Annotated in this window: 18 protein-coding genes; 17 read left to right on the top strand and 1 reads right to left on the bottom strand. The window is 33.4% G+C overall.

The window, feature by feature from the left end; translation table 11 throughout:
• The first annotated feature begins 155 nt into the window (after positions 1-155).
• The 16 genes from rpsB (at position 156) to arsB (ending at position 19,366) form a co-directional block, all read left to right on the top strand.
• On the top strand, positions 156-932 hold the full coding sequence (rpsB, locus tag LQ675_RS00430; protein WP_048542565.1) for a 30S ribosomal protein S2: 777 nt from the start codon (positions 156-158) through the stop codon (positions 930-932).
• Positions 933-1,025: 93 nt separating this feature from the next.
• Positions 1,026-1,913 carry a translation elongation factor Ts gene (tsf, locus tag LQ675_RS00425; protein ID WP_171992080.1) on the top strand — a complete coding sequence of 296 codons (888 nt, stop codon included), beginning with the start codon at positions 1,026-1,028 and terminating at the stop codon, positions 1,911-1,913.
• Positions 1,914-1,997: 84 nt separating this feature from the next.
• A complete protein-coding gene (gene pyrH / locus LQ675_RS00420) occupies positions 1,998-2,720 on the top strand; it encodes a UMP kinase (protein WP_025905325.1) in 723 nt (240 codons plus the stop codon).
• Positions 2,721-2,737: 17 nt separating this feature from the next.
• Positions 2,738-3,292 carry a ribosome recycling factor gene (frr, locus tag LQ675_RS00415; protein ID WP_025905326.1) on the top strand — a complete coding sequence of 185 codons (555 nt, stop codon included), beginning with the start codon at positions 2,738-2,740 and terminating at the stop codon, positions 3,290-3,292.
• 140 nt (positions 3,293-3,432) lie between these two features.
• Positions 3,433-4,185 carry an isoprenyl transferase gene (locus LQ675_RS00410; protein WP_048542569.1) on the top strand — a complete coding sequence of 251 codons (753 nt, stop codon included), beginning with the start codon at positions 3,433-3,435 and terminating at the stop codon, positions 4,183-4,185.
• A gap of 11 nt (positions 4,186-4,196) precedes the next feature.
• The gene (locus LQ675_RS00405) at positions 4,197-4,979 is read left to right on the top strand and encodes a phosphatidate cytidylyltransferase (RefSeq protein ID WP_048542570.1); all 783 of its coding nucleotides are present in this window, start codon (positions 4,197-4,199) and stop codon (positions 4,977-4,979) included.
• A gap of 15 nt (positions 4,980-4,994) precedes the next feature.
• A complete protein-coding gene (locus tag LQ675_RS00400; RefSeq protein WP_075577883.1) occupies positions 4,995-6,125 on the top strand; it encodes a 1-deoxy-D-xylulose-5-phosphate reductoisomerase in 1,131 nt (376 codons plus the stop codon).
• 2 nt (positions 6,126-6,127) lie between these two features.
• Positions 6,128-7,414 (top strand): RIP metalloprotease RseP, encoded by a 1,287-nt coding sequence (rseP, locus tag LQ675_RS00395; RefSeq protein WP_048542575.1) that lies wholly within the window; start codon positions 6,128-6,130, stop codon positions 7,412-7,414.
• Between the two features lie 17 nt (positions 7,415-7,431).
• Entirely contained in the window at positions 7,432-9,135 is a 1,704-nt protein-coding gene (locus tag LQ675_RS00390; RefSeq protein ID WP_048542577.1) for a proline--tRNA ligase, read from the top strand.
• A 103-nt stretch (positions 9,136-9,238) separates the two neighbouring features.
• Positions 9,239-13,552, top strand: a complete 4,314-nt coding sequence (locus LQ675_RS00385; RefSeq protein ID WP_172965099.1) for a PolC-type DNA polymerase III — start codon at positions 9,239-9,241, stop codon at positions 13,550-13,552.
• 121 nt (positions 13,553-13,673) lie between these two features.
• Positions 13,674-14,141, top strand: coding sequence for a ribosome maturation factor RimP (rimP, locus tag LQ675_RS00380; protein ID WP_048542580.1), 468 nt, complete (start codon positions 13,674-13,676; stop codon positions 14,139-14,141).
• 18 nt (positions 14,142-14,159) lie between these two features.
• Complete coding sequence (gene nusA / locus LQ675_RS00375) at positions 14,160-15,227, top strand: transcription termination factor NusA (RefSeq protein ID WP_037587793.1); 1,068 nt, start codon at positions 14,160-14,162, stop codon at positions 15,225-15,227.
• A gap of 17 nt (positions 15,228-15,244) precedes the next feature.
• Positions 15,245-15,529, top strand: coding sequence for an RNase P modulator RnpM (gene rnpM / locus LQ675_RS00370; protein ID WP_048542581.1), 285 nt, complete (start codon positions 15,245-15,247; stop codon positions 15,527-15,529).
• Complete coding sequence (locus LQ675_RS00365) at positions 15,526-15,852, top strand: ribosomal L7Ae/L30e/S12e/Gadd45 family protein (RefSeq protein ID WP_025905336.1); 327 nt, start codon at positions 15,526-15,528, stop codon at positions 15,850-15,852. The genes rnpM and LQ675_RS00365 overlap by 4 nt, the downstream gene beginning before the upstream one ends.
• Before the next feature lie 4 nt (positions 15,853-15,856).
• Positions 15,857-17,965: a translation initiation factor IF-2 gene (gene infB, locus LQ675_RS00360; RefSeq protein ID WP_239728054.1), complete on the top strand. Its 2,109-nt coding sequence runs from the start codon at positions 15,857-15,859 to the stop codon at positions 17,963-17,965.
• Between the two features lie 111 nt (positions 17,966-18,076).
• Positions 18,077-19,366: an arsenite efflux transporter membrane subunit ArsB gene (gene arsB / locus LQ675_RS00355; protein ID WP_152292033.1), complete on the top strand. Its 1,290-nt coding sequence runs from the start codon at positions 18,077-18,079 to the stop codon at positions 19,364-19,366.
• A 25-nt stretch (positions 19,367-19,391) separates the two neighbouring features.
• On the opposite strand, the gene LQ675_RS00350 is transcribed toward arsB, so the two are convergent.
• On the bottom strand, positions 19,392-19,940 hold the full coding sequence (locus LQ675_RS00350; protein ID WP_048542586.1) for an Ada metal-binding domain-containing protein: 549 nt from the start codon (positions 19,938-19,940) through the stop codon (positions 19,392-19,394).
• A gap of 132 nt (positions 19,941-20,072) precedes the next feature.
• On the opposite strand from LQ675_RS00350, the gene LQ675_RS00345 reads away from it, so the two are divergent.
• Complete coding sequence (locus LQ675_RS00345; protein WP_075577888.1) at positions 20,073-20,573, top strand: methylated-DNA--[protein]-cysteine S-methyltransferase; 501 nt, start codon at positions 20,073-20,075, stop codon at positions 20,571-20,573.
• Positions 20,574-20,624 lie beyond the last annotated feature (51 nt).

Genomic DNA, 20,624 nt, shown 5'->3' with positions numbered 1-20,624 from the left:
TACTTGATGAACAGTATAAGATATGATATATTTGAAAACGGCTATAAAAGCCAAATTCACACATAATCACGGAAATTATGGATTGGTGCAACTTAAATAAGTTGTTTCTATAATAAGTGTTTATGGCGGAATAAAACCAATTAGGAGGAATTATCATGGCAGTTATCTCAATGAAACAATTGCTTGAAGCAGGTGTTCACTTCGGTCACCAAACACGCCGTTGGAACCCAAAAATGAAAAAATACATTTTCACAGAAAGAAACGGTATCTACATTATCGATTTACAAAAAACAGTTAAAAAAGTTGACGAAGCTTACAACTTTATTAAATCTGTTTCTGAAGAAGGCGGTAAAGTATTATTCGTAGGTACTAAAAAACAAGCACAAGAGTCAGTTAAAGAAGAAGCTGAACGTGCTGGACACTACTACATTAACCAAAGATGGTTAGGTGGTATCTTAACTAACTATAAAACAATCTCTAAACGTGTAAAACGTATTTCTGAAATTGAAAAAATGGAAGAAGACGGTACGTTTGATGTATTACCTAAAAAAGAAGTTGTAGAACTTAAAAAAGAATATAACCGTTTAATCAAATTCTTAGGCGGTATTCGTGATATGAAATCAATGCCTCAAGCATTATTCGTAGTAGACCCTCGTAAAGAGCGTAATGCGATTGCTGAAGCACGTAAATTAAACATTCCAATCGTTGGTATTGTTGATACAAACTGTGATCCAGATGAAATTGACTATGTTATCCCTGCGAACGATGATGCTATTCGTGCTGTTAAATTGTTAACTGGTAAAATGGCTGATGCTATTTTAGAAGGTCAACAAGGCGTTTCAAATGAAGATGTTGCTGAAGAGCAAAACATCGACTTAAACGAAACAGAACAAGCACCTAAAGAAGAATCAACTGAAACTACTGAAGCATAATTTCAAAAAGGTGATAAGGTTCTATAACTTATCACCTTTTTTTAGAAAGATTTAAGATAAACAATATATTATTTAAATAAATGGAGGAATTAGATTATGGCTATTTCAGCTAAACTTGTTAAAGAACTACGTGAAAAAACTGGCGCAGGTATGATGGACTGTAAAAAAGCTTTAACAGAAACTGATGGTGACATCGATAAAGCGGTAGATTACTTACGTGAAAAAGGTATCGCTAAAGCTGCTAAGAAAGCAGACCGTATTGCTGCAGAAGGTACTACTTTTGTTGCATCTAAAGGTAATGATGCAGTAATTCTTGAATTAAACTCAGAAACTGACTTCGTTGCTCGTAACGAAGGTTTCCAAAACTTAGTTAAAGAAATGGCTGATCATATTCTTGATGTTAAACCAGCTGACGTTGATGCATTAAACGCTTCAAAATTAGCTAACGGTCAAACTGTTGAAGAAAAAATGAACGAAGCTATCTCTACTATTGGTGAAAAATTAACTTTACGTAGATTTACATTAAAAACAAAAACTGATAACGATTCATTCGGTGAGTACTTACACATGGGTGGACGTATTGGTGTATTAACTGTTGTTGAAGGTTCAACTAATGAAGAAGCAGCTAAAGACGTTGCTATGCACATCGCTGCATTAAACCCTAAATTTGTTTCTCGTGACCAAGTATCTGATGAAGAATTAGCGCACGAAAAAGAAATTTTAAAACAACAAGCTTTAAATGAAGGTAAACCTGAAAATATCGTTGAAAAAATGGTTGAAGGTAGAATGCGTAAATATTTAGAAGAAATCTGTGCTGTTGACCAAGCATTCGTTAAAAATCCAGACCAAACTGTTGCTGAATTCTTAAAAACAGACGGTGGCGTGCTTGTAGATTTCGTTCGTTACGAAGTTGGGGAAGGTATCGAGAAACGTTCTGATAACTTTGCTGATGAAGTAAAAGGACAAATGAAAGGCAACTAAGATTGCTTTTTAGGAAGAAGACACGCTTTGTGTCTTCTTTCGTTATATATAAAGACCTAATTATAAGCATAGAGAGGGATCAAGATGACTAAGAATTCTAAATATAAACGCGTCGTATTAAAACTAAGTGGTGAAGCTTTAGCGGGAGATTCAGGCTTTGGCATTAACCCAGTCGTAATTAAAAGTATCGCTCAACAAGTGTCAGAAGTTGCTCAAATGGATTGTGAAGTTGCTGTAATCGTTGGTGGCGGAAACATTTGGAGAGGTAAAACTGGAAGCGATTTAGGTATGGATCGTGGAACTGCTGATTATATGGGCATGTTAGCCACTGTAATGAATGCTTTAGCATTACAAGATAGTTTAGAACAATTAGATTGTGATACTCGTGTATTAACTTCAATCGAAATGAAACAAGTTGCTGAACCATATATTAGAAGACGTGCGATTCGTCACTTAGAGAAAAAGAGAGTCGTTATATTTGCAGCGGGAATAGGGAATCCTTACTTCTCTACTGATACGACTGCAGCTTTAAGAGCAGCTGAAGTTGAGGCTGACGTTATCTTAATGGGTAAAAACAATGTTGATGGTGTTTATTCTGCTGACCCTAAAGTAGATCCTAAAGCAGAAAAATACGAAAGATTAACATATATTCAAATGTTACAAGAAGGATTACAAGTTATGGATTCAACTGCTTCATCATTCTGTATGGACAATGATATCCCACTTGTTGTATTCTCAATTATGGAAGAAGGAAATATTAAACGTGCTGTTCAAGGTGAAGAAATCGGTACGATTATTACAAAATAAACTTGAGGTGTAATTCCATGGCAGATGTTATTCAAGAAACGAAGTCAAAAATGAACAAAACTATTGAAAGTTTCAATAGAGATTTAGCTGGAATCAGAACTGGACATGCAAATGCAAATCTTTTAGAAAGAGTAAATGTTGAGTACTACGGTGTTCCAACACCTATTCAACAATTAGCAGGTATCTCAGTACCTGAAGCGCGTTTGTTAGTTGTTCAACCATATGACAAATCATCAGTTGAAGATGTACTTAAAGCAATAAATGCAGCTAATTTAGGTGTTAATCCAACAAGTGATGGTACAGTTATTAGAATTTCAGTACCAGCATTAACTGAAGAACGCAGAAAAGAATTAGTAAAAGAAGCTAAAAAAGAAGCTGAAAATGCTAAAGTTGCAATTCGTAATGTTCGTCGTGATTCAAATGAAGATTTGAAGAAACAAGAAAAAAATGGCGAAATTACAGAAGATGATTTAAGAAATCAAACTGAAGAAGTTCAAAACATTACAAATGATTTCATCAAACAAATAGATGATTTAACGACTCAAAAAGAAAATGACATTTTGGAAGTTTAAAGATAAGAGCTGTACCAAATCAGACTTTGGTACGGTTTTTTCTTTATATATAACAGAAACACTCTTTTTGTGATAAAATGTATTACGATATGTTTAATTAATTTTACATATAAATTCGCGTTTGTTTGATGGAGGACGCTATGATAAAAAAGTTTATAAAGCAAAAACAACAAATAAATAATCAAGACAATGAATTATCGATACCTGAACATATAGCAATTATTATGGATGGAAACGGTAGATGGGCTAAAAATAGAAAAATGCCTCGCATAAAAGGACATTATGAAGGTATGCAAACGGTAAAAAAAATAACACGTAAAGCAAATGATTTAGGTGTGAAATATTTGACTTTATATGCTTTTTCTACGGAAAATTGGTCGAGACCTGAAGATGAAGTGAAATATTTAATGAAATTACCGGTTGATTTTTTAAAGACTTTTCTACCAGAATTGATCGAAAAAAACGTTAAAGTCACAACAATTGGTTTTACTGAAGCTTTGCCTAAGCATACTAAAAATGCAATTGATGAAGCTATCGAAAAAACGAAATATAATACAGGACTCAATCTTGTATTTGCGTTGAACTATGGCGGTAGAGCAGAAATTCTAAATGCTGTAAAAGAACTTTACCATGAAGTTGAAGAAGGCAATTTAACAATTGATGATTTATGTGAAGATAATATAAAGAAATATTTATTCACTTCAGATATTCCAGATCCAGAGTTGCTCATTCGTACATCAGGTGAAGAAAGATTAAGTAATTTTTTAATATGGCAATCATCTTATAGTGAATTTATATTTACTAAGACATTATGGCCAGATTTTGATGAACAATCACTTATAGACTGTTTAAAAATATATCAGTCGAGACAACGAAGATTTGGTGGGCTGTAAAGGAGATAAAAATGAAGACGAGAACAATATCGGCAATTGTTGCTATGGCTGTATTTCTTCCAGTCGTTATATATGGTGGATTACCCGTAATAGCATTAGCGTATTTATTAGCGATTATTGCTTTAAAAGAAATTTTAAATATGAATAATTTATCAATTATTTCTATACCAGGGTTTTTGTCCGTTGTTTCACTATGTATAATATTATTGCCTCAAGAACTCATTAATAACGATATAAGTGTTCAACTTAGACTTCTAATCGTTATGAGTTTCTTAATGTTGAGTTATACAGTAATGTCTAAAAATAGATTTAATTTTATGGACGCCTCTTTCTGTGTCATGTCCGTTACATATATCGGAATTGGCTTTATGTATTTCTATGAGACAAGAGAACATGGCTTACAATTTATCTTATTCGCATTATTATTAGTGTGGTTAACTGATACGGGTGCATATATATTTGGTAGATTATTCGGTAAACATAAACTTTGGCCATTAATTAGTCCGAACAAAACGATTGAAGGATTTATTGGAGGAATTTTCTCAAGTTTAATCGTTGCAGTTATTTTTGGACAATATTTTGATATGGATGTATCATTATGGTTATTAATTCCATTAACGATGTTATTAAGTATGTTTGGACAATTAGGTGACTTAGTAGAATCAGGGCTTAAAAGACATTTCGGTGTGAAAGATTCAGGGAATATTATGCCAGGACATGGTGGTATATTAGATAGATTTGATAGCTTTATCTTTGTATTACCATTGTTAAATCTATTCCTATTTCAATTGTAAATTGGGGTGAAGTCTTTGAAAAATATAGCTATTTTAGGAGCTAGTGGTTCTGTTGGACAGCAAGCATTAGATGTTATAAGAGAACATGCATCACAATTTAATTTAGTTGCATTTTCAGTTGGTAAAAACATTGCTTATGCACAGAATATAATTGAAGAATTTCATCCAGAACTCGTATCTGTTCAAAATGTAGAAGATATAGATAAACTTAAACATTTAAATATTGAAATTGTACATGGGGACGCAGGTTTATTAGCAGTTGCAACTTGTCAAAATACTGATATATTATTAAATTCAATCGTCGGTAGTATAGGTTTACGACCTACTATTGCAGCTATAGAAGCTGGTATAGATATCGGTCTAGCGAATAAAGAAACATTAGTTGCAGCTGGTGAACTTGTGATGTCAAAAGCTAGAGAACATAATGTTAACATTCTACCTGTCGATTCTGAACACTCAGCAATATTTCAATGTTTAAATGGTGAGAAGAAAGAGCAGGTTAATAAATTAATCATAACTGCGAGTGGTGGATCATTTCGTGATTTAACACGAGCAGAATTAAAGTCTGTAACACGTGATGAAGCGCTCAACCATCCTAACTGGTCTATGGGGCAAAAGATTACGATAGATTCTGCAACAATGATGAATAAAGGTTTAGAAGTCATTGAAGCAAAATGGTTATTTGATTTAGATATTGACCAAATTGAAACTGTCTTACATAAAGAGAGTATTATTCATTCTATGGTTGAATTTAAGGATACAAGTGTGATTGCACAATTGGGTACACCAGATATGAGAACACCCATTCAATATGCATTTACATATCCAGAAAGATATACAAGAGATGCAGAAAAATTAAATTTAGCTCAAATTGGACAGTTAAATTTTAAAGAAATGGATTTCGAGCGCTTTAAATGTATACAGTATGCTTATGAAGCAATTAAAATAGGTGGTACAATGCCCGTTGTTTTGAATGCTGTAAATGAAGTAGCTGTAAATAAGTTCTTGAATAATGAAATAACATTTTTGGAAATTGAAGACATGATTGGGGAAGCAATGCAAAACCATGAAGTTATTGAGCATCCAGATTTAGAAACGATTCTAAAAATTGATGCTACATATAAATCTAAGGATTACGGGGTGTAGGCGTGATTTATACAATATTAGCATTTATTTTTGTATTTGGACTATTAGTGACAGTACATGAATATGGACATATGTTCTTTGCGAAACGTGCAGGTATCATGTGCCCAGAGTTTGCCATAGGTATGGGACCTAAAATTTATTCATATAAGAAAAATGAAACACTTTATACAATTAGACTACTTCCAGTAGGTGGCTATGTCAGAATGGCTGGAGATGGATTAGAACAAAATCCATTAACACCGGGTATGCATATCGCAATTAAATTAAACGATCAAAACGAAATAACACATGTTATTATGGACGATCAACATAAATTCCAACAAATTGAACATATTGAAATTAAAGATAGTGATTTCGAAAATGATATTTTCATAGAAGGTATTACAGCAAGCGATGAAGAAAGACATCATTTTAAATTAGCGAGAGAAGCTTACTTTGTTCAAGGTGGAGATTTAATACAAATTGCACCTAAAGATAGACAATTAATGTCTAAAAAGCCATATCAAAGATTCCTAACTTTATTTGCAGGTCCGTTATTTAATTTTATTCTTGCTTTTGTTATTTTTATTGGGCTTGCTTATTGGAATGGTGTACCAACGAATGAACCAGTATTTGGAGATTTAGAAGATGGTGCACCTGCACAAACTGCAGGTATTAAAAAAGGCGACGAAATTCTATCAGTAGACGGACAAAAAATTCAAAAGTTTACAGATTTACAACCTATTTTTAAAGAGAAGAAAACTGAACCTGTAGAAATCAAAGTTGATCGTGATGGTCAAGAAAAGACTTTCAAAGTAGCAGCTAAAAAAGATAAACTAGAAGTTAGTAAAGGTAAATATGAAACACGATACATTATCGGTGTTGCACAACCGACAGAACACACTGTGTTTGGTCCATTAATTGCGGGTATTGAAAAAACAATAGTGGCAGGTCAATTAATATTCCAAGCAGTTCTTGGCTTGATTACGAGCATATTCACGGGTGGATTCTCCTTTGATATGTTAAATGGACCTGTTGGTATATATAGCAATGTAGATTCTATTGTGAAGCAAGGATTTATTACATTGATGGGATACACAGCGTTATTAAGTGTTAACTTAGGTATTATGAATTTACTACCTATTCCAGCTTTAGATGGCGGAAGATTATTATTTGTTATTTATGAAATGATTTTCAGAAGACCGATTAATAAAAAAGCAGAAATGGTTATGCTTTCAATTGGTGCTGTATTTTTAATATTTGTAATGATTATGGTTACATGGAATGATATTCAAAGGTACTTCATGTAGCTTATAGGAGGAAACTTATGAAACAGTCGAAAATATTTATACCAACATTAAGAGAAGTTCCTGCAGAAGCGGAAGCAATTAGTCATAAACTTTTATTAAAGTCAGGTATGATTAAACAAAATGCAAGAGGTATATATAGTTATTTACCAACTGCAAAGCGAGTACTTAATAAAATTGAGCAAATTGTACGTGAAGAAATGGAAAAAATAGATGGCGTAGAAGTACTTATGCCAGTGTTACAACAAGCTGAACTTTGGAAAGAATCAGGTAGATGGGATGCATACGGTCCAGAGTTAATGAGATTGCACGATCGTAATAAACGTGAATTTAGTTTAGGACCAACACATGAAGAAGTTGTGACTTCTCTTGTAAGAGATGAATTGAAATCTTATAAACGTTTACCAATCACTTTATTCCAAATTCAAACTAAATTTAGAGACGAACAACGTCCAAGATTTGGATTATTACGTGGCCGTGAATTTATTATGAAAGATGCTTATTCTTTTCATGCTAATGAAGATTCATTAGATGATACTTACCAAGATATGTATCATGCTTATCATAATATCTTTACAAGAGTAGGTTTAAACTTTAGACCAGTACTTGCAGACTCTGGTGCTATTGGTGGAGACCACACACATGAGTTTATGGCTTTAGCTGATATTGGTGAAGATACAATTGTTTATAGTGAAACAAGTGACTATGCTGCAAACATTGAAAAAGCTGAAGTAGCATACACACCTAATCATGAACATATACCATTAAAAGATATAGAAAAAGTGGAAACGCCTAATGTTACAACAGCACAAGCATTGGCAGACTTTTTAAATGTGACTTTAGATAAGATCATTAAATCAATGATTCTTAAAGTTGATGATGAATATGTCATGATACTAATTAGAGGACATCATGAAGTAAATGATGTTAAATTAAAATCATATTTCAAAACAGATAATATCGAAATGGCAACTGAGTCTGAAATCGTTAATATTTTAGGTGCTAAACCTGGTAGCCTAGGACCAGTTAACGTAGACCAAATCAAAATTTATGCAGACAATTTCGTTCAAGATATAAATAATTTAGCTGTTGGTGCAAATGAAACAGGTTATCATTTTATTAATGCGAACGTAGATAGAGACTTTAAGATTGAAGCATATGGAGACTTTAGATTTATTCTTGAAGGAGAAGCATTACCAGGTGATTTAGGTACTGCGAAATTCGCTGAAGGTATCGAAGTTGGTCAAGTCTTCAAACTTGGAACGAAATACTCTGAAAGCATGAATGCAACATTCTTAGATGAACAAGGTAAAGCGCAACCACTTATAATGGGTTGTTACGGTATTGGTATCTCTAGAACATTATCAGCAGCAATCGAACAACATCATGATGATAAAGGGATTATTTGGCCAAAAGCTATTGCACCTTATGAAGTACATTTAATTGCGATTAATCCTAAAAAAGAAGAACAACAAGCATTAGCAGATCAACTTTATGGACAATTGCAAAATAAATATGATGTCTTGTATGATGACCGTAAAGAAAGTGCTGGTGTTAAATTTAATGATGCAGATTTAATAGGTTTACCAGTACGCGTAATGGTTGGTAAAAAAGCTTCAGAAGGTATCGTAGAAGTAAAACGTCGTGATAATTCAGAAAGTAAAGAAGTCCATATTGATGAATTAAATGAAGTACTTGCTACTTTTTATGATGCAGTAAAATAGACTGATAAAAACAACTAAATCTGATATAATATAAGATATTTAAAGAGGCTATTTAATGATTAGCCTCTTTTTCATTTTGATGAAGGTGGTCGTATAAGTGTCAATGACAGGGAAAGAGAAATTCCAAACGCTTCTCACGCAAATGAACATGACAGATGAACTTGATAAAGATGTCGTAGAACAAGGTGAACTTACAAGAATTGATGTGTCTCAATCAAAAAGATTGTGGCATTTCTACATTAAGCTGCCATATTATTTATCAAGTGAAATGTATCTTGTTTTTACAAATCAACTGAAAAATACTTTTAGTAGTATTGCACAAGTTGATTGGACAATTGAAGTGACAACTAAAGAACAAATAGATGAACATATACTGAAATATATTCCGCATTGTATTGAGGGTACTGAATTAAGTGATAAAGTAAAACATCAACTTAAACAAAAGCCTATTATATTTGCTGATGATATCGTGAAAGTTCAAGTGAACAATGATATTGAACGTGACTATTTCGATAAGCGTGTCAATGGTTCATTAGTAAAAGCGCTCCAAAAGTGTGGCTTTCAAATAAGTCGTGTTATATTCGAAACGATGGATAATGAAGAACAAATGAGAAGAGAACTTGAATCATTTGAAGCGCACATCCAACAAGAAGATGAAGAAGCAGCACGAATTGCATCAGAAAAAATGGAACGTATGAAGAAAGAAAAAGCAGAATCTAGCGATAGCGAAAATGCTGTATCACGATGTCAAATTGGTAAAGACATTCCTATAGATTCTATTCGCAAAATAGAAGATATTATCGAAGAAGAATTCAAAGTAGCACTTGAAGGTGTTATTTTTGATATCGAAACGAAAGAACTGAAAAGTGGTAGACATATTGTCACATTAAAAATTACGGACTATACCGATTCACTTATACTTAAGATGTTTACGAGAAAAGGTAAAGATGACCTTGAACATTTTAAAGCTTTAAAAATAGGTACATGGGTAAGAGCACAAGGTAGAATTGAACAAGATCAATTTATACGTGATTTAGTGATGATGATGACGGATATCCATGAAATTAAGAAGTCTCCTAAACTTGATAAAGCAGATGAAAAAAGAGTTGAATTTCACTTACATACATCTATGAGTCAAATGGATGGCATTACACATATCGGTAAGTATGTTGAACAAGCTGCTAAATGGGGACATAAAGCAATCGCGATAACAGACCATAATGGTGTTCAAGGATATCCAGATGCGCATGCAGCTGCCATGAAAAATGGTATTAAAATGATTTATGGTATGGAAGGTATGCTTGTAGATGATGGTGTGCCGATTGCGTACAAGTCACAAGATATTCCGCTTAAGACAGCAACGTATATTGTATTTGACGTCGAAACAACAGGACTTTCAAGTCAATATGATCAAATTATAGAATTAGCAGCCGTAAAGGTTAAAAATGGCGAAGTGATTGATACCTTTGAACGTTTTTCTGATCCAGGAGAGCGTCTATCAGAAACAATCAAAAATTTAACAGGTATTACAGATGAAATGTTACGTGGACAACCTGATATTGAAACAGTTCTAAAAGATTTCCATGAATGGGTTGGAGACGCAATATATATTGCGCATAACGCATCATTTGATATGGGCTTTATAGATACGGGATTTGAACGTATCGGACTTGGTGCTACGACAAATGGTGTTATCGATACACTTGAATTATCACGTACAGTTAATACTGAATATGGAAAACATGGTTTGAATTTCTTAGCTAAAAAATATGGTGTAGAACTTACACAACACCATAGAGCGATTTATGATGCGGAAACAACAGCACATATCTTTATTAAGATGTTGAAACAGTTAGAAGAACTCAATGTTCATAATCATAATCAAATAAACGAGAAACTATCAAATGACGAAGCATATAAACGTGCAAGACCTTCTCATGTAACGTTAATCGTACAAAACCAAGTCGGACTGAAAAATTTATTCAAAATTGTAAGTGCCTCATTAGTTGATTACTTTTACCGTACACCACGTATACCACGCTCGTTATTAAACAAATATAGAGAAGGTATTTTAGTAGGCAGTGCATGTGATGAAGGTGAAGTATTTACAACGGTTATGCAAAAAGACCAAGATGAAGTTGAAAAAGTTGCGAAATATTATGACTATATAGAGGTTCAACCAAAAGGGTTATATCAAGATTTAATTGATAGAGAATTGATTAAAGATAATGAAACGATGGAAGAAATATATAGTCGTATATTAAGTGTTGGTGAGAAACTTGATATTCCAGTTATCGCTACAGGAAATGCCCATTATTTATATGAGCATGATGCTGTTGCACGAAAAATATTAATTGCCGCACAACCAGGTAATCCATTGAATAGACAAACATTACCTGAAGCACATTTTAGAACAACAGATGAAATGTTAGACGAATTCCACTTCCTAGGTGAAGAAAAAGCATATGAAATTGTTGTTAAAAATACTAACGAACTAGCAGATAGACTCGAAACAGTGATACCTATTAGGGATGAATTATATACACCTAATATGGAAGGTGCGAATGAAGAAATTCGTGAAATGAGTTATGAGAATGCTAGAAAATTATATGGTGAAGACTTACCACAAATTGTAATTGATAGACTTGAAAAAGAATTGGAAAGTATTATCGGAAATGGTTTTGCGGTTATTTATTTAATCTCGCAAAGGTTAGTTAAGAAATCCTTGAATGATGGTTATTTAGTTGGTTCACGTGGTTCAGTCGGATCTAGTTTTGTTGCGACAATGACTGAAATAACTGAAGTAAATCCATTGCCACCACATTATATTTGCCCATCTTGTAAAGAAAGTCATTTCTTTGACGATGGTTCAGTCGGATCAGGTTTCGACTTACCAGATAAACAATGTGAAAAATGTCATGTTGATATGATTAAAGAAGGACAAGATATACCGTTTGAAACATTCTTAGGTTTCAAAGGAGATAAAGTACCGGATATTGACTTGAACTTTAGTGGTGAATATCAACCAGTTGCCCATAATTATACGAAAGTACTGTTTGGTGAAGATAAAGTGTTCAGAGCAGGTACAATCGGTACTGTAGCTGAAAAAACAGCTTTCGGTTATGTTAAAGGATATTTAAATGATCAAGGCATTCATAAAAGAGCAGCTGAAGTTGATAGACTTGTTAAAGGTTGTACCGGTGTTAAAAGAACGACTGGGCAGCATCCAGGGGGTATCATTGTTGTACCAGATTATATGGATATTTATGATTTTACACCAATCCAATACCCTGCCGATGATCAAAAATCACCATGGAAAACAACGCATTTCGACTTCCATTCTATCCATGATAATATTTTGAAACTGGATATATTAGGACACGATGATCCAACGATGATTAGAATGTTACAAGATTTATCAGGCATTGATCCTAAGACAATTCCAGTAGATGATAAAGAAACAATGAAAATCTTTAGTACACCTGAATCATTAGGTGTTACGGAAGAAGATATTCTTTGTAAGACTGGAACATTTGGCGTACCTGAATTCGGTACAGGTTTCGTTAGACAAATGCTTGAAGATACGAAACCAACTTCTTTCTCTGAGCTTGTTCAAATTTCTGGGTTATCACACGGTACAGACGTTTGGTTAGGAAACGCACAAGAGTTAATCAAAACAGGTACATGTGATTTATCAAGTGTTATCGGTTGTCGTGATGATATTATGGTTTACTTAATGTATAACGGTTTAGAACCATCACTTGCCTTTAAAATTATGGAAGCAGTTCGTAAAGGTAAAGGTTTAACAGATGAATTCGAAGAAGCTATGAAAGAAAATAATGTGCCAGATTGGTATTTAGATTCATGTAAAAAAATTAAATACATGTTCCCTAAAGCCCATGCTGCTGCATACGTTCTAATGGCATTAAGAATTGCATACTTTAAAGTTCATCATCCGTTGTTCTATTATGCAAGTTACTTTACTGTACGTGCGACAGACTTTGATTTAAAAACGATGACGAAAGATAAAGAGTCTATTAAAGCAACGGTGAAAGAATATTATAGCCGATTCCATGAATTAGCTAAAAAAGAGAAAGATGTATTAACAGTTTTAGAAATTACAAATGAAATGGCACATAGAGGTTACAAAATCCAGCCAGTAAGCCTAGAAAAAAGTGATTCGTTTGAATTCAAAATTGAAGGTGATTCACTTATTCCACCGTTTATCGCAGTACCTGGACTAGGTGAAAACGTTGCGAAACGTATCGTTGAAGCAAGAGAAGAAGGTCCATTCTTAGCTAAAGAAGACCTTAATAAAAAAGCAGGTGTATCACAAAAAATCATCGAATATCTCGATGAACTTGGATCATTACCAAATATGCCTGATAAAGCTCAGCTGTCAATATTTGATTTATAATGCATGTTCTTGAGCATAGCGCCATTATGTGATATACTGTTATTGCTTAAAATAATACTCTGACGTTTAAAGAGTGGGACCTTTCCCGCTCTTTTCTGTTTGTATTAAGAGGGAGGTCATTATGAGTAAAGTTGCAGCACACGTTGAGGAAATTATTCAACCAATACTTGAAGATTTAAATTATGAACTTGTAGATGTCGAATATGTCAAAGAGGGATCAGACTATTATCTACGTATTGCAATTGATAAAGACGGTGGCGTTGATTTGAACGACTGCACAATTGCCTCTGAAAAGATTAGTGAAGTTATGGACAAAGAAGATCCTATTAAAGAACCTTATTTCATGGATGTATCTTCACCTGGTGCAGAACGCCCATTGAAAAAAGAAAAAGACTATCAAAATGCAATTGAACAACCTGTATTTATTTCGTTATACGAACCTGTTGAAGGAGATAAAGAATGGTTAGGCGTTTTAAAAGAAGTTAATGAAACATCTATAACGCTAGAAGTGAAAATTAAAACAAGAACTAAGAATGTCACGTTGCCACGCAAGAAAATCGCTAAAGCACGTCGATCAGTAATGTTATAATATAAAGGAGGATACATTGTGAAAGGTAATGAATTATTACTTGCAATTGAATACCTTGAAAAGGAAAAAAGAATACCTCGTGAGGTACTTATTGATGCAATAGAAGCGGCTTTAATCACAGCTTACAAAAAGAACTATGACAGTGCCAAAAATGTTAGAATCGAATTGAATCTTGATGAAGGTACTTATAGAGTTATTTCAAGAAAAGACGTTGTTGAAGATGTTGAAGATTATAGAGATCAAGTAGCATTAGATACAGCATTAGTTACAAATCCAGCGTATGAAATTGGAGATGTCTTTGAAGAAGACGTTACACCTAAAGATTTCGGTCGTGTTGGTGCTCAAGCAGCTAAACAAGCAGTTATGCAACGTTTAAGAGATGCTGAAAGAGGCATTCTTTATGATGAGTTTATTGATAAAGAAGATGACATTGTAACAGGTGTTATTGATAGAGTCGATCATCGTTATGTATATGTTAATTTAGGTCGTACTGAAGCTGTACTTTCTGAAGCTGAGAGAAGTCCAAATGAACAATATTTACCAAATGAACGCATTAAAGTATATGTGAATAAAGTTGAACAAACGACTAAAGGTCCTCAAATCTTTGTATCACGTACACATCCTGGTTTATTAAAGCGTTTATTCGAGCAAGAAGTTCCTGAAATTTATGATGGTACTGTAATTGTTAAATCTGTAGCACGTGAAGCTGGTGACCGTTCTAAAATTAGTGTGACTTCAGAAAATGGCGATATCGATGCTGTTGGTGCATGTGTTGGTGCTAAAGGTGTTCGTGTTGAAGCAGTCGTTAATGAATTAGGTGGCGAAAAAATCGACATCGTTGAGTGGGACGAAGATCCAAAGGTATTCGTAAGAAATGCTTTAAGTCCTTCACAAGTTGTAGAAGTTATCGTAGATGAAGAAAATCAATCGACTACTGTTGTCGTACCAGATTACCAATTATCATTAGCAATCGGTAAACGTGGACAAAATGCACGACTTGCTGCAAAATTAACAGGTTGGAAGATTGATATTAAATCAGAAACTGATGCAAGAGAAGCAGGCATTATTTCAACTGAAGAATCATAAAGTGAGGTGCTTTTATCATGAAAAAGAAAAAGATACCAATGCGTAAATGTATACTTTCAAATGAAATGAAACCTAAAAATGATATGATTCGTGTCGTTAAAAATAAAGAAGGCGAAATAACAGCAGATGCGACAGGTAAAGCGCCAGGTCGCGGTGCGTATGTTTCTAAAGATTTAGAAGTTATCGAAATTGCACAGAAACAAGGAAAGTTAGAACGTTATTTTGACAGTAATAAAGAAACGCTTGAACCTGTCTATAAAGAAATTATTCGTTTAATTTACCGTGAGCGTATACCTAAATGAGTATAGAAAAGAAAGATCAAATTTTAAATCTTCTTGGTCTGGCAACAAGAGCTAGAAAGATTAAGACTGGCGAAGAAATTGTCATAAGTGAGTTAAGAAAAGGCAATGTAAAACTTGTCATACTTTCTGAAGATGCTGCAGCAAATGTTACAAAAACAATAAAAAATAAATGTGCAACTTATCATGTAACACTTTTAACTTTTGCTACACGCTATGAATTAGGCTACGCAATTGGAAAAGAAAGCAGAGTGGTGTTGGGCATAACTGACATTGGATTTAGCAAAAAGCTAAAAACGATGATTCATGATTTTCATGAGGAGTGAGTATATGAGTAAAAAGAGAATATATGAGTATGCAAAAGAAATCGATGTAAAGAGTAAAGCAATCATAGACGAATTAAAAAAGAATAACATAGAAGTATCAAATCACATGCAAGCATTAGAGGAGAATGACATTAAAATTTTAGATAAAGCATTTAAAAAGCAGGATTCTGCTAAAAAAGACCAAACAACTACTCACGCAAATACAAATAAATCAAATAATAACAAACAGAATAACAAACAAAACAATAAACCTAATCATCAACAAAAGAATCAAAAAAATCAAAAGAATAAAAAGCAAAATAACAAAAAACAACATAATCAACAACAGCAACAACCTAAACCGGAAGTTAAAGAAACACCATCTTTAATTACGTATGAAGAAGGTATTACAGTTGGTGAATTAGCTGATAAAATCAACAAAGATGCTTCTGAAATTATTAAGAAGTTATTCTTACTTGGTGTTGTATCTAATATTAACCAAGCATTAGATACTGAAACTGTTGAATTAATTTGTGCAGATTATGATATTGAAGCTGAGTTAGAAGTACATGTAGATGCAACTGACTTAGAAAATTACTTTGAAGTTGATGAAAATGATGCAGACTTAATCGAAAGACCTGCAGTTGTTACAATCATGGGACACGTTGACCATGGTAAAACGACACTTCTAGATTCAATCCGTAATACACGTGTTACAGCTGGTGAAGCAGGCGGTATTACACAACATATTGGTGCATACCAAATTGTTAACAACGACAAGAAAATTACATTCCTTGATACACCAGGACATGCTGCTTTCACAACAATGAGAGCGCGTGGTGCTCAAGTAACAGATATCACAATTTTAGTTGTTGCAGCTGATGATGGTGTAATGCCTCAAACAATTGAAGCAATCAACCATGCTAAAGCAGCAGAAGTACCAATTATTGTTGCGGTAAACAAAGTTGATAAACCAACAGCAAATCCTGATCGCGTTATGCAAGAATTAGGTGAATATGGTCTTTATCCTGAAGACTGGGGTGGAGATACAATCTTCGTTCAACTTTCAGCAATTCAAGGTGACGGAATCGATGATTTATTAGAAATGATTGGTTTAGTTTCTGAAGTAGAAGAACTAAAAGCTAACCCTGACCGTGCTGCAGTAGGTACTGTAATCGAAGCTGAGCTTGATAAATCACGTGGACCTGCAGCTTCTCTATTAGTACAAAACGGTACTTTAGAAGTAGGTGACTCATTAGTAGTAGGTAACACATACGGTAGAGTACGTGCGATGGTTAACGACTTAGGTAAAAGAATTAAAACAGCTGGACCATCAACACCAGTTGAAATTACTGGTTTACATGATGTACCACAAGCTGGTGATCGATTTGTTGTATTCAAAAATGAAAAACAAGCTCGTCAAATCGGTGAAAAACGTCAACAAGAAAATATCTTAAAACAACGTCAAGATAGTAAGAGCGTTTCATTAGATAACTTGTTTGAACAAATGAAACAAGGTGAAATGAAAGATTTAAATATCATCATTAAAGGTGATGTTCAAGGTTCTGTAGAAGCTTTAGCAGCATCATTAATGAAAATAGACGTTGAAGGTGTTAATGTACGTATTATTCATACAGCAGTTGGTGCGATTAATGCATCAGACGTTACATTAGCAGCAGCATCAAACGGTATTATTATCGGATTTAACGTAAGACCAGATGCAGGTGCTAAACGTGCTGCAGAAGAAGAAAATGTTGATATGAGATTACATCGTATTATTTATAAAGTAATCGAAGAAATCGAATCAGCTATGAAAGGTCTATTAGACCCTGAATATGAAGAACAAGTAATTGGTCAAGCTGAAGTACGTCAAACATTTAAAGTATCTAAAGTCGGTACAATCGCTGGTAGTTACGTAACAGACGGTAAGATTACTAGAGATGCAAGTGTACGTATTATTCGTGACGGCATTGTGATCTTTGAAGGTGAATTAGATACACTTAAACGTTTCAAAGATGACGCTAAAGAAGTAGCAGCTGGATATGAATGTGGTATCACAATTGAAAAATTCAATGATATTAAAGAAGGCGACATCTTCGAAGCTTTCAAAATGGTTGAAATTGAAAGAAAATAAAGTGAATACTTTAATATAAATCTTATGAGACTGGGACATTATTTATTGTCTCAGTCTTTTTTATGATATAGCTTATAATTTGGAGATTTTCACGAAAGGAGGAAAACGATGATGACCATACTTGCGATCATTATTTTTGTATTAACACTGACTTTCGTTATATGGCAACCGAAAGGACTAGATATCGGCGTAACTGCTTTTATAGGTGCATTAATTGCCATTATAACTGGTGTTGTACAAATAGAAGATATATTTGAAGTGACCAGCATTGTTTGGAATGCAACATTGACATTCATAGCGATAATTATCATTTCACTTATTCTTGATGAAATAGGATTTTTTGAATGGTCTGCGATTCATATGGTTAAAGCCTCTCATGGAAATGGTTTAAAAATGTTCATTTATATTATGATATTAGGTGCAATTGTTGCGGCATTTTTTGCGAATGATGGCGCGGCTTTGATACTTACGCCTATTGTATTGGCTATGGTACGTCATCTAGGATTTAATAAGAAAATCATTTTTCCTTTTGTGATAGCAAGTGGATTTATAGCAGATACAACTTCGCTACCATTTACAGTTAGTAATTTAGTGAATATTGTTTCTGCAGACTATTTTAATATTGGTTTTGTTGAATATTTTTTACATATGTTCATACCAAATATATTCTCGTTATTGGCTAGTATTGCCGTATTGTGGTTATTCTTTAAATCGTCTATACCACGTACATTTGATGATCGTCATTTAAAACAACCAAAAGAAGCTATTAAAGATTTGAAACTGTTTCATATGTCATGGGCAATTTTATCCATTTTACTAATTGGCTATTTTATCAGTGAGTTTGTACACATACCTGTATCAATTATTGCAGGTATAGTAGCGATTATATTTGTATCGTTTGCTAGAAAATCTCCTGCAGTTCATACTAAAAAAGTACTCAAAGGTGCACCATGGAATATAGTTGTATTCTCAATTGGTATGTATCTTGTTGTCTTTGGACTAAAAAATGTAGGTATCCTTGCAATTTTAAGTCATATACTAACAGACATTTCTCAATATGGATTATTTGTAAGTATTATGGGGATGGGATTTATAGCGGCATTTCTGTCATCGATTATGAATAACTTACCAACCGTTCTGATTGATGCACTCGCTATCCATCAATCAGATGTTATTGGTCCTCTTAAAGAAGGCATGGTTTATGCAAATGTCATCGGTTCAGATCTCGGTCCAAAAATTACACCCATCGGTTCATTAGCGACATTATTGTGGCTACATGTATTGTCACAAAAAGGTGTTAAAATACCTTGGGGTACTTACTTTAAAACGGGTATTATCATAACGATACCCGTATTATTCATTACATTAGTAGGATTGTATGTAACATTATTAATCTTTTAAAAAACAGTTAAGATAGGAAGCTATCTTAACTGTTTTTCCGTTTGCGATATTGTAAAGGCGTCATAAAATAGAATTGCTTAAATACTTTGATATAATGTGATGTTGTTTTATAACCAACTTTTCTACTAATATCTTGAACTGTTAGTGTGTTATCAGCAAGCAGTGTGATACTTTTTTCAATTCTTGTTTCATGTAAATAATGCATAATGGTTTGATATGTAACTTGTTTGAATAGTCTTGATAAATGAAACTTTGAACCGTGACATTGGTTACAAATTTCATCTAATGTTAGATTTAAATGATAATATCGATGGATGAAATTTTTTATTTGTAATACCCATTCTTCATCTTCTAATAATTGACCTGTTGGATTACACTTTTTACAAGGACGATAACCATTTTCTATAGCTTCGTGATAGTCTCGATATATTGAAACATTTTCTTTGTTAGGTAATTTAGCATTACATGAAGGTTTACAAAATATCATTGTAGTCTTAACTGCATATACAAAATCATCATTCGCTAATTTATTGTTTGTTTTAATGTCTTGCCATCTTTTCTCAGTTAAATACATTGCCAAATCTATCACCTCAAAAATATCATAACATATAAAAATATCCTTATATTGCTATCTAATTGTGATAACGACTATTTATATTGAGTTTATAAATAAATTCATTTAAACTTTCACCAAAGGAGGGAGACGATGAAAATAATTTATCATGGTATTCTTAAGCATCTTAATAAAAAACTCGATATTTATGCAAGTGATGAAGGTCTCGCATTTGTAGGCTCATTTGATAAAGAAAATGAAATACATCAGTTTATTTCAAATATAGAAATCAAAGAAAATCAAGACAAAGTTAAACCATATATCGACCAATTGAATGAATACTTTAATGGAACAAGAAATTCTTTTGACTTAAAAATAGATATAAATTCCAGCCCATTTAACGAAACCGTGTGGCAAGCATTGACTAAAATACCATATGGAGAAACAACAACTTATTCAGATTTAGCCAATAAAATAAATAAACCAAATGCAGTTAGAGCCGTTGCATCAGCAATCGGTAAAAATCCATTAAACATTGTGATACCTTGCCATCGTGTAATAGGCAAAGACGGACAACTAAGAGGCTATAGAGGCGGACTTGAAATAAAGCAATCATTATTAGAGTTAGAATCAAGACACACCCATTTATCATAAATAATGAGGTGTGTTTTCTATTATCATTTCGTGTATGATAATAGAAAGAAA

This window comes from Mammaliicoccus sp. D-M19, assembly GCF_022386695.1.
GTDB lineage: Bacteria > Bacillota > Bacilli > Staphylococcales > Staphylococcaceae > Mammaliicoccus > Mammaliicoccus sciuri.
This window is presented reverse-complemented; position numbering and strand designations above follow the sequence as displayed.

Excerpts from the sequence above, each read along its gene's own strand:
- pyrH (WP_025905325.1), top strand. The coding sequence starts at position 1,998 with ATGACTAAGAATTCTAAATATAAACGCGTCGTATTAAAACTAAGTGGT.
- LQ675_RS00390 (WP_048542577.1), top strand. The coding sequence starts at position 7,432 with ATGAAACAGTCGAAAATATTTATACCAACATTAAGAGAAGTTCCTGCA.
- LQ675_RS00410 (WP_048542569.1), top strand. The coding sequence starts at position 3,433 with ATGATAAAAAAGTTTATAAAGCAAAAACAACAAATAAATAATCAAGAC.
- LQ675_RS00365 (WP_025905336.1), top strand. The coding sequence starts at position 15,526 with ATGAGTATAGAAAAGAAAGATCAAATTTTAAATCTTCTTGGTCTGGCA.
- LQ675_RS00385 (WP_172965099.1), top strand. The coding sequence starts at position 9,239 with ATGACAGGGAAAGAGAAATTCCAAACGCTTCTCACGCAAATGAACATG.
- LQ675_RS00405 (WP_048542570.1), top strand. The coding sequence starts at position 4,197 with ATGAAGACGAGAACAATATCGGCAATTGTTGCTATGGCTGTATTTCTT.
- rpsB (WP_048542565.1), top strand. The coding sequence starts at position 156 with ATGGCAGTTATCTCAATGAAACAATTGCTTGAAGCAGGTGTTCACTTC.
- LQ675_RS00350 (WP_048542586.1), bottom strand. The coding sequence starts at position 19,940 with ATGTATTTAACTGAGAAAAGATGGCAAGACATTAAAACAAACAATAAA.
- arsB (WP_152292033.1), top strand. The coding sequence starts at position 18,077 with ATGACCATACTTGCGATCATTATTTTTGTATTAACACTGACTTTCGTT.
- rimP (WP_048542580.1), top strand. The coding sequence starts at position 13,674 with ATGAGTAAAGTTGCAGCACACGTTGAGGAAATTATTCAACCAATACTT.
- LQ675_RS00345 (WP_075577888.1), top strand. The coding sequence starts at position 20,073 with ATGAAAATAATTTATCATGGTATTCTTAAGCATCTTAATAAAAAACTC.
- infB (WP_239728054.1), top strand. The coding sequence starts at position 15,857 with ATGAGTAAAAAGAGAATATATGAGTATGCAAAAGAAATCGATGTAAAG.
- frr (WP_025905326.1), top strand. The coding sequence starts at position 2,738 with ATGGCAGATGTTATTCAAGAAACGAAGTCAAAAATGAACAAAACTATT.
- rnpM (WP_048542581.1), top strand. The coding sequence starts at position 15,245 with ATGAAAAAGAAAAAGATACCAATGCGTAAATGTATACTTTCAAATGAA.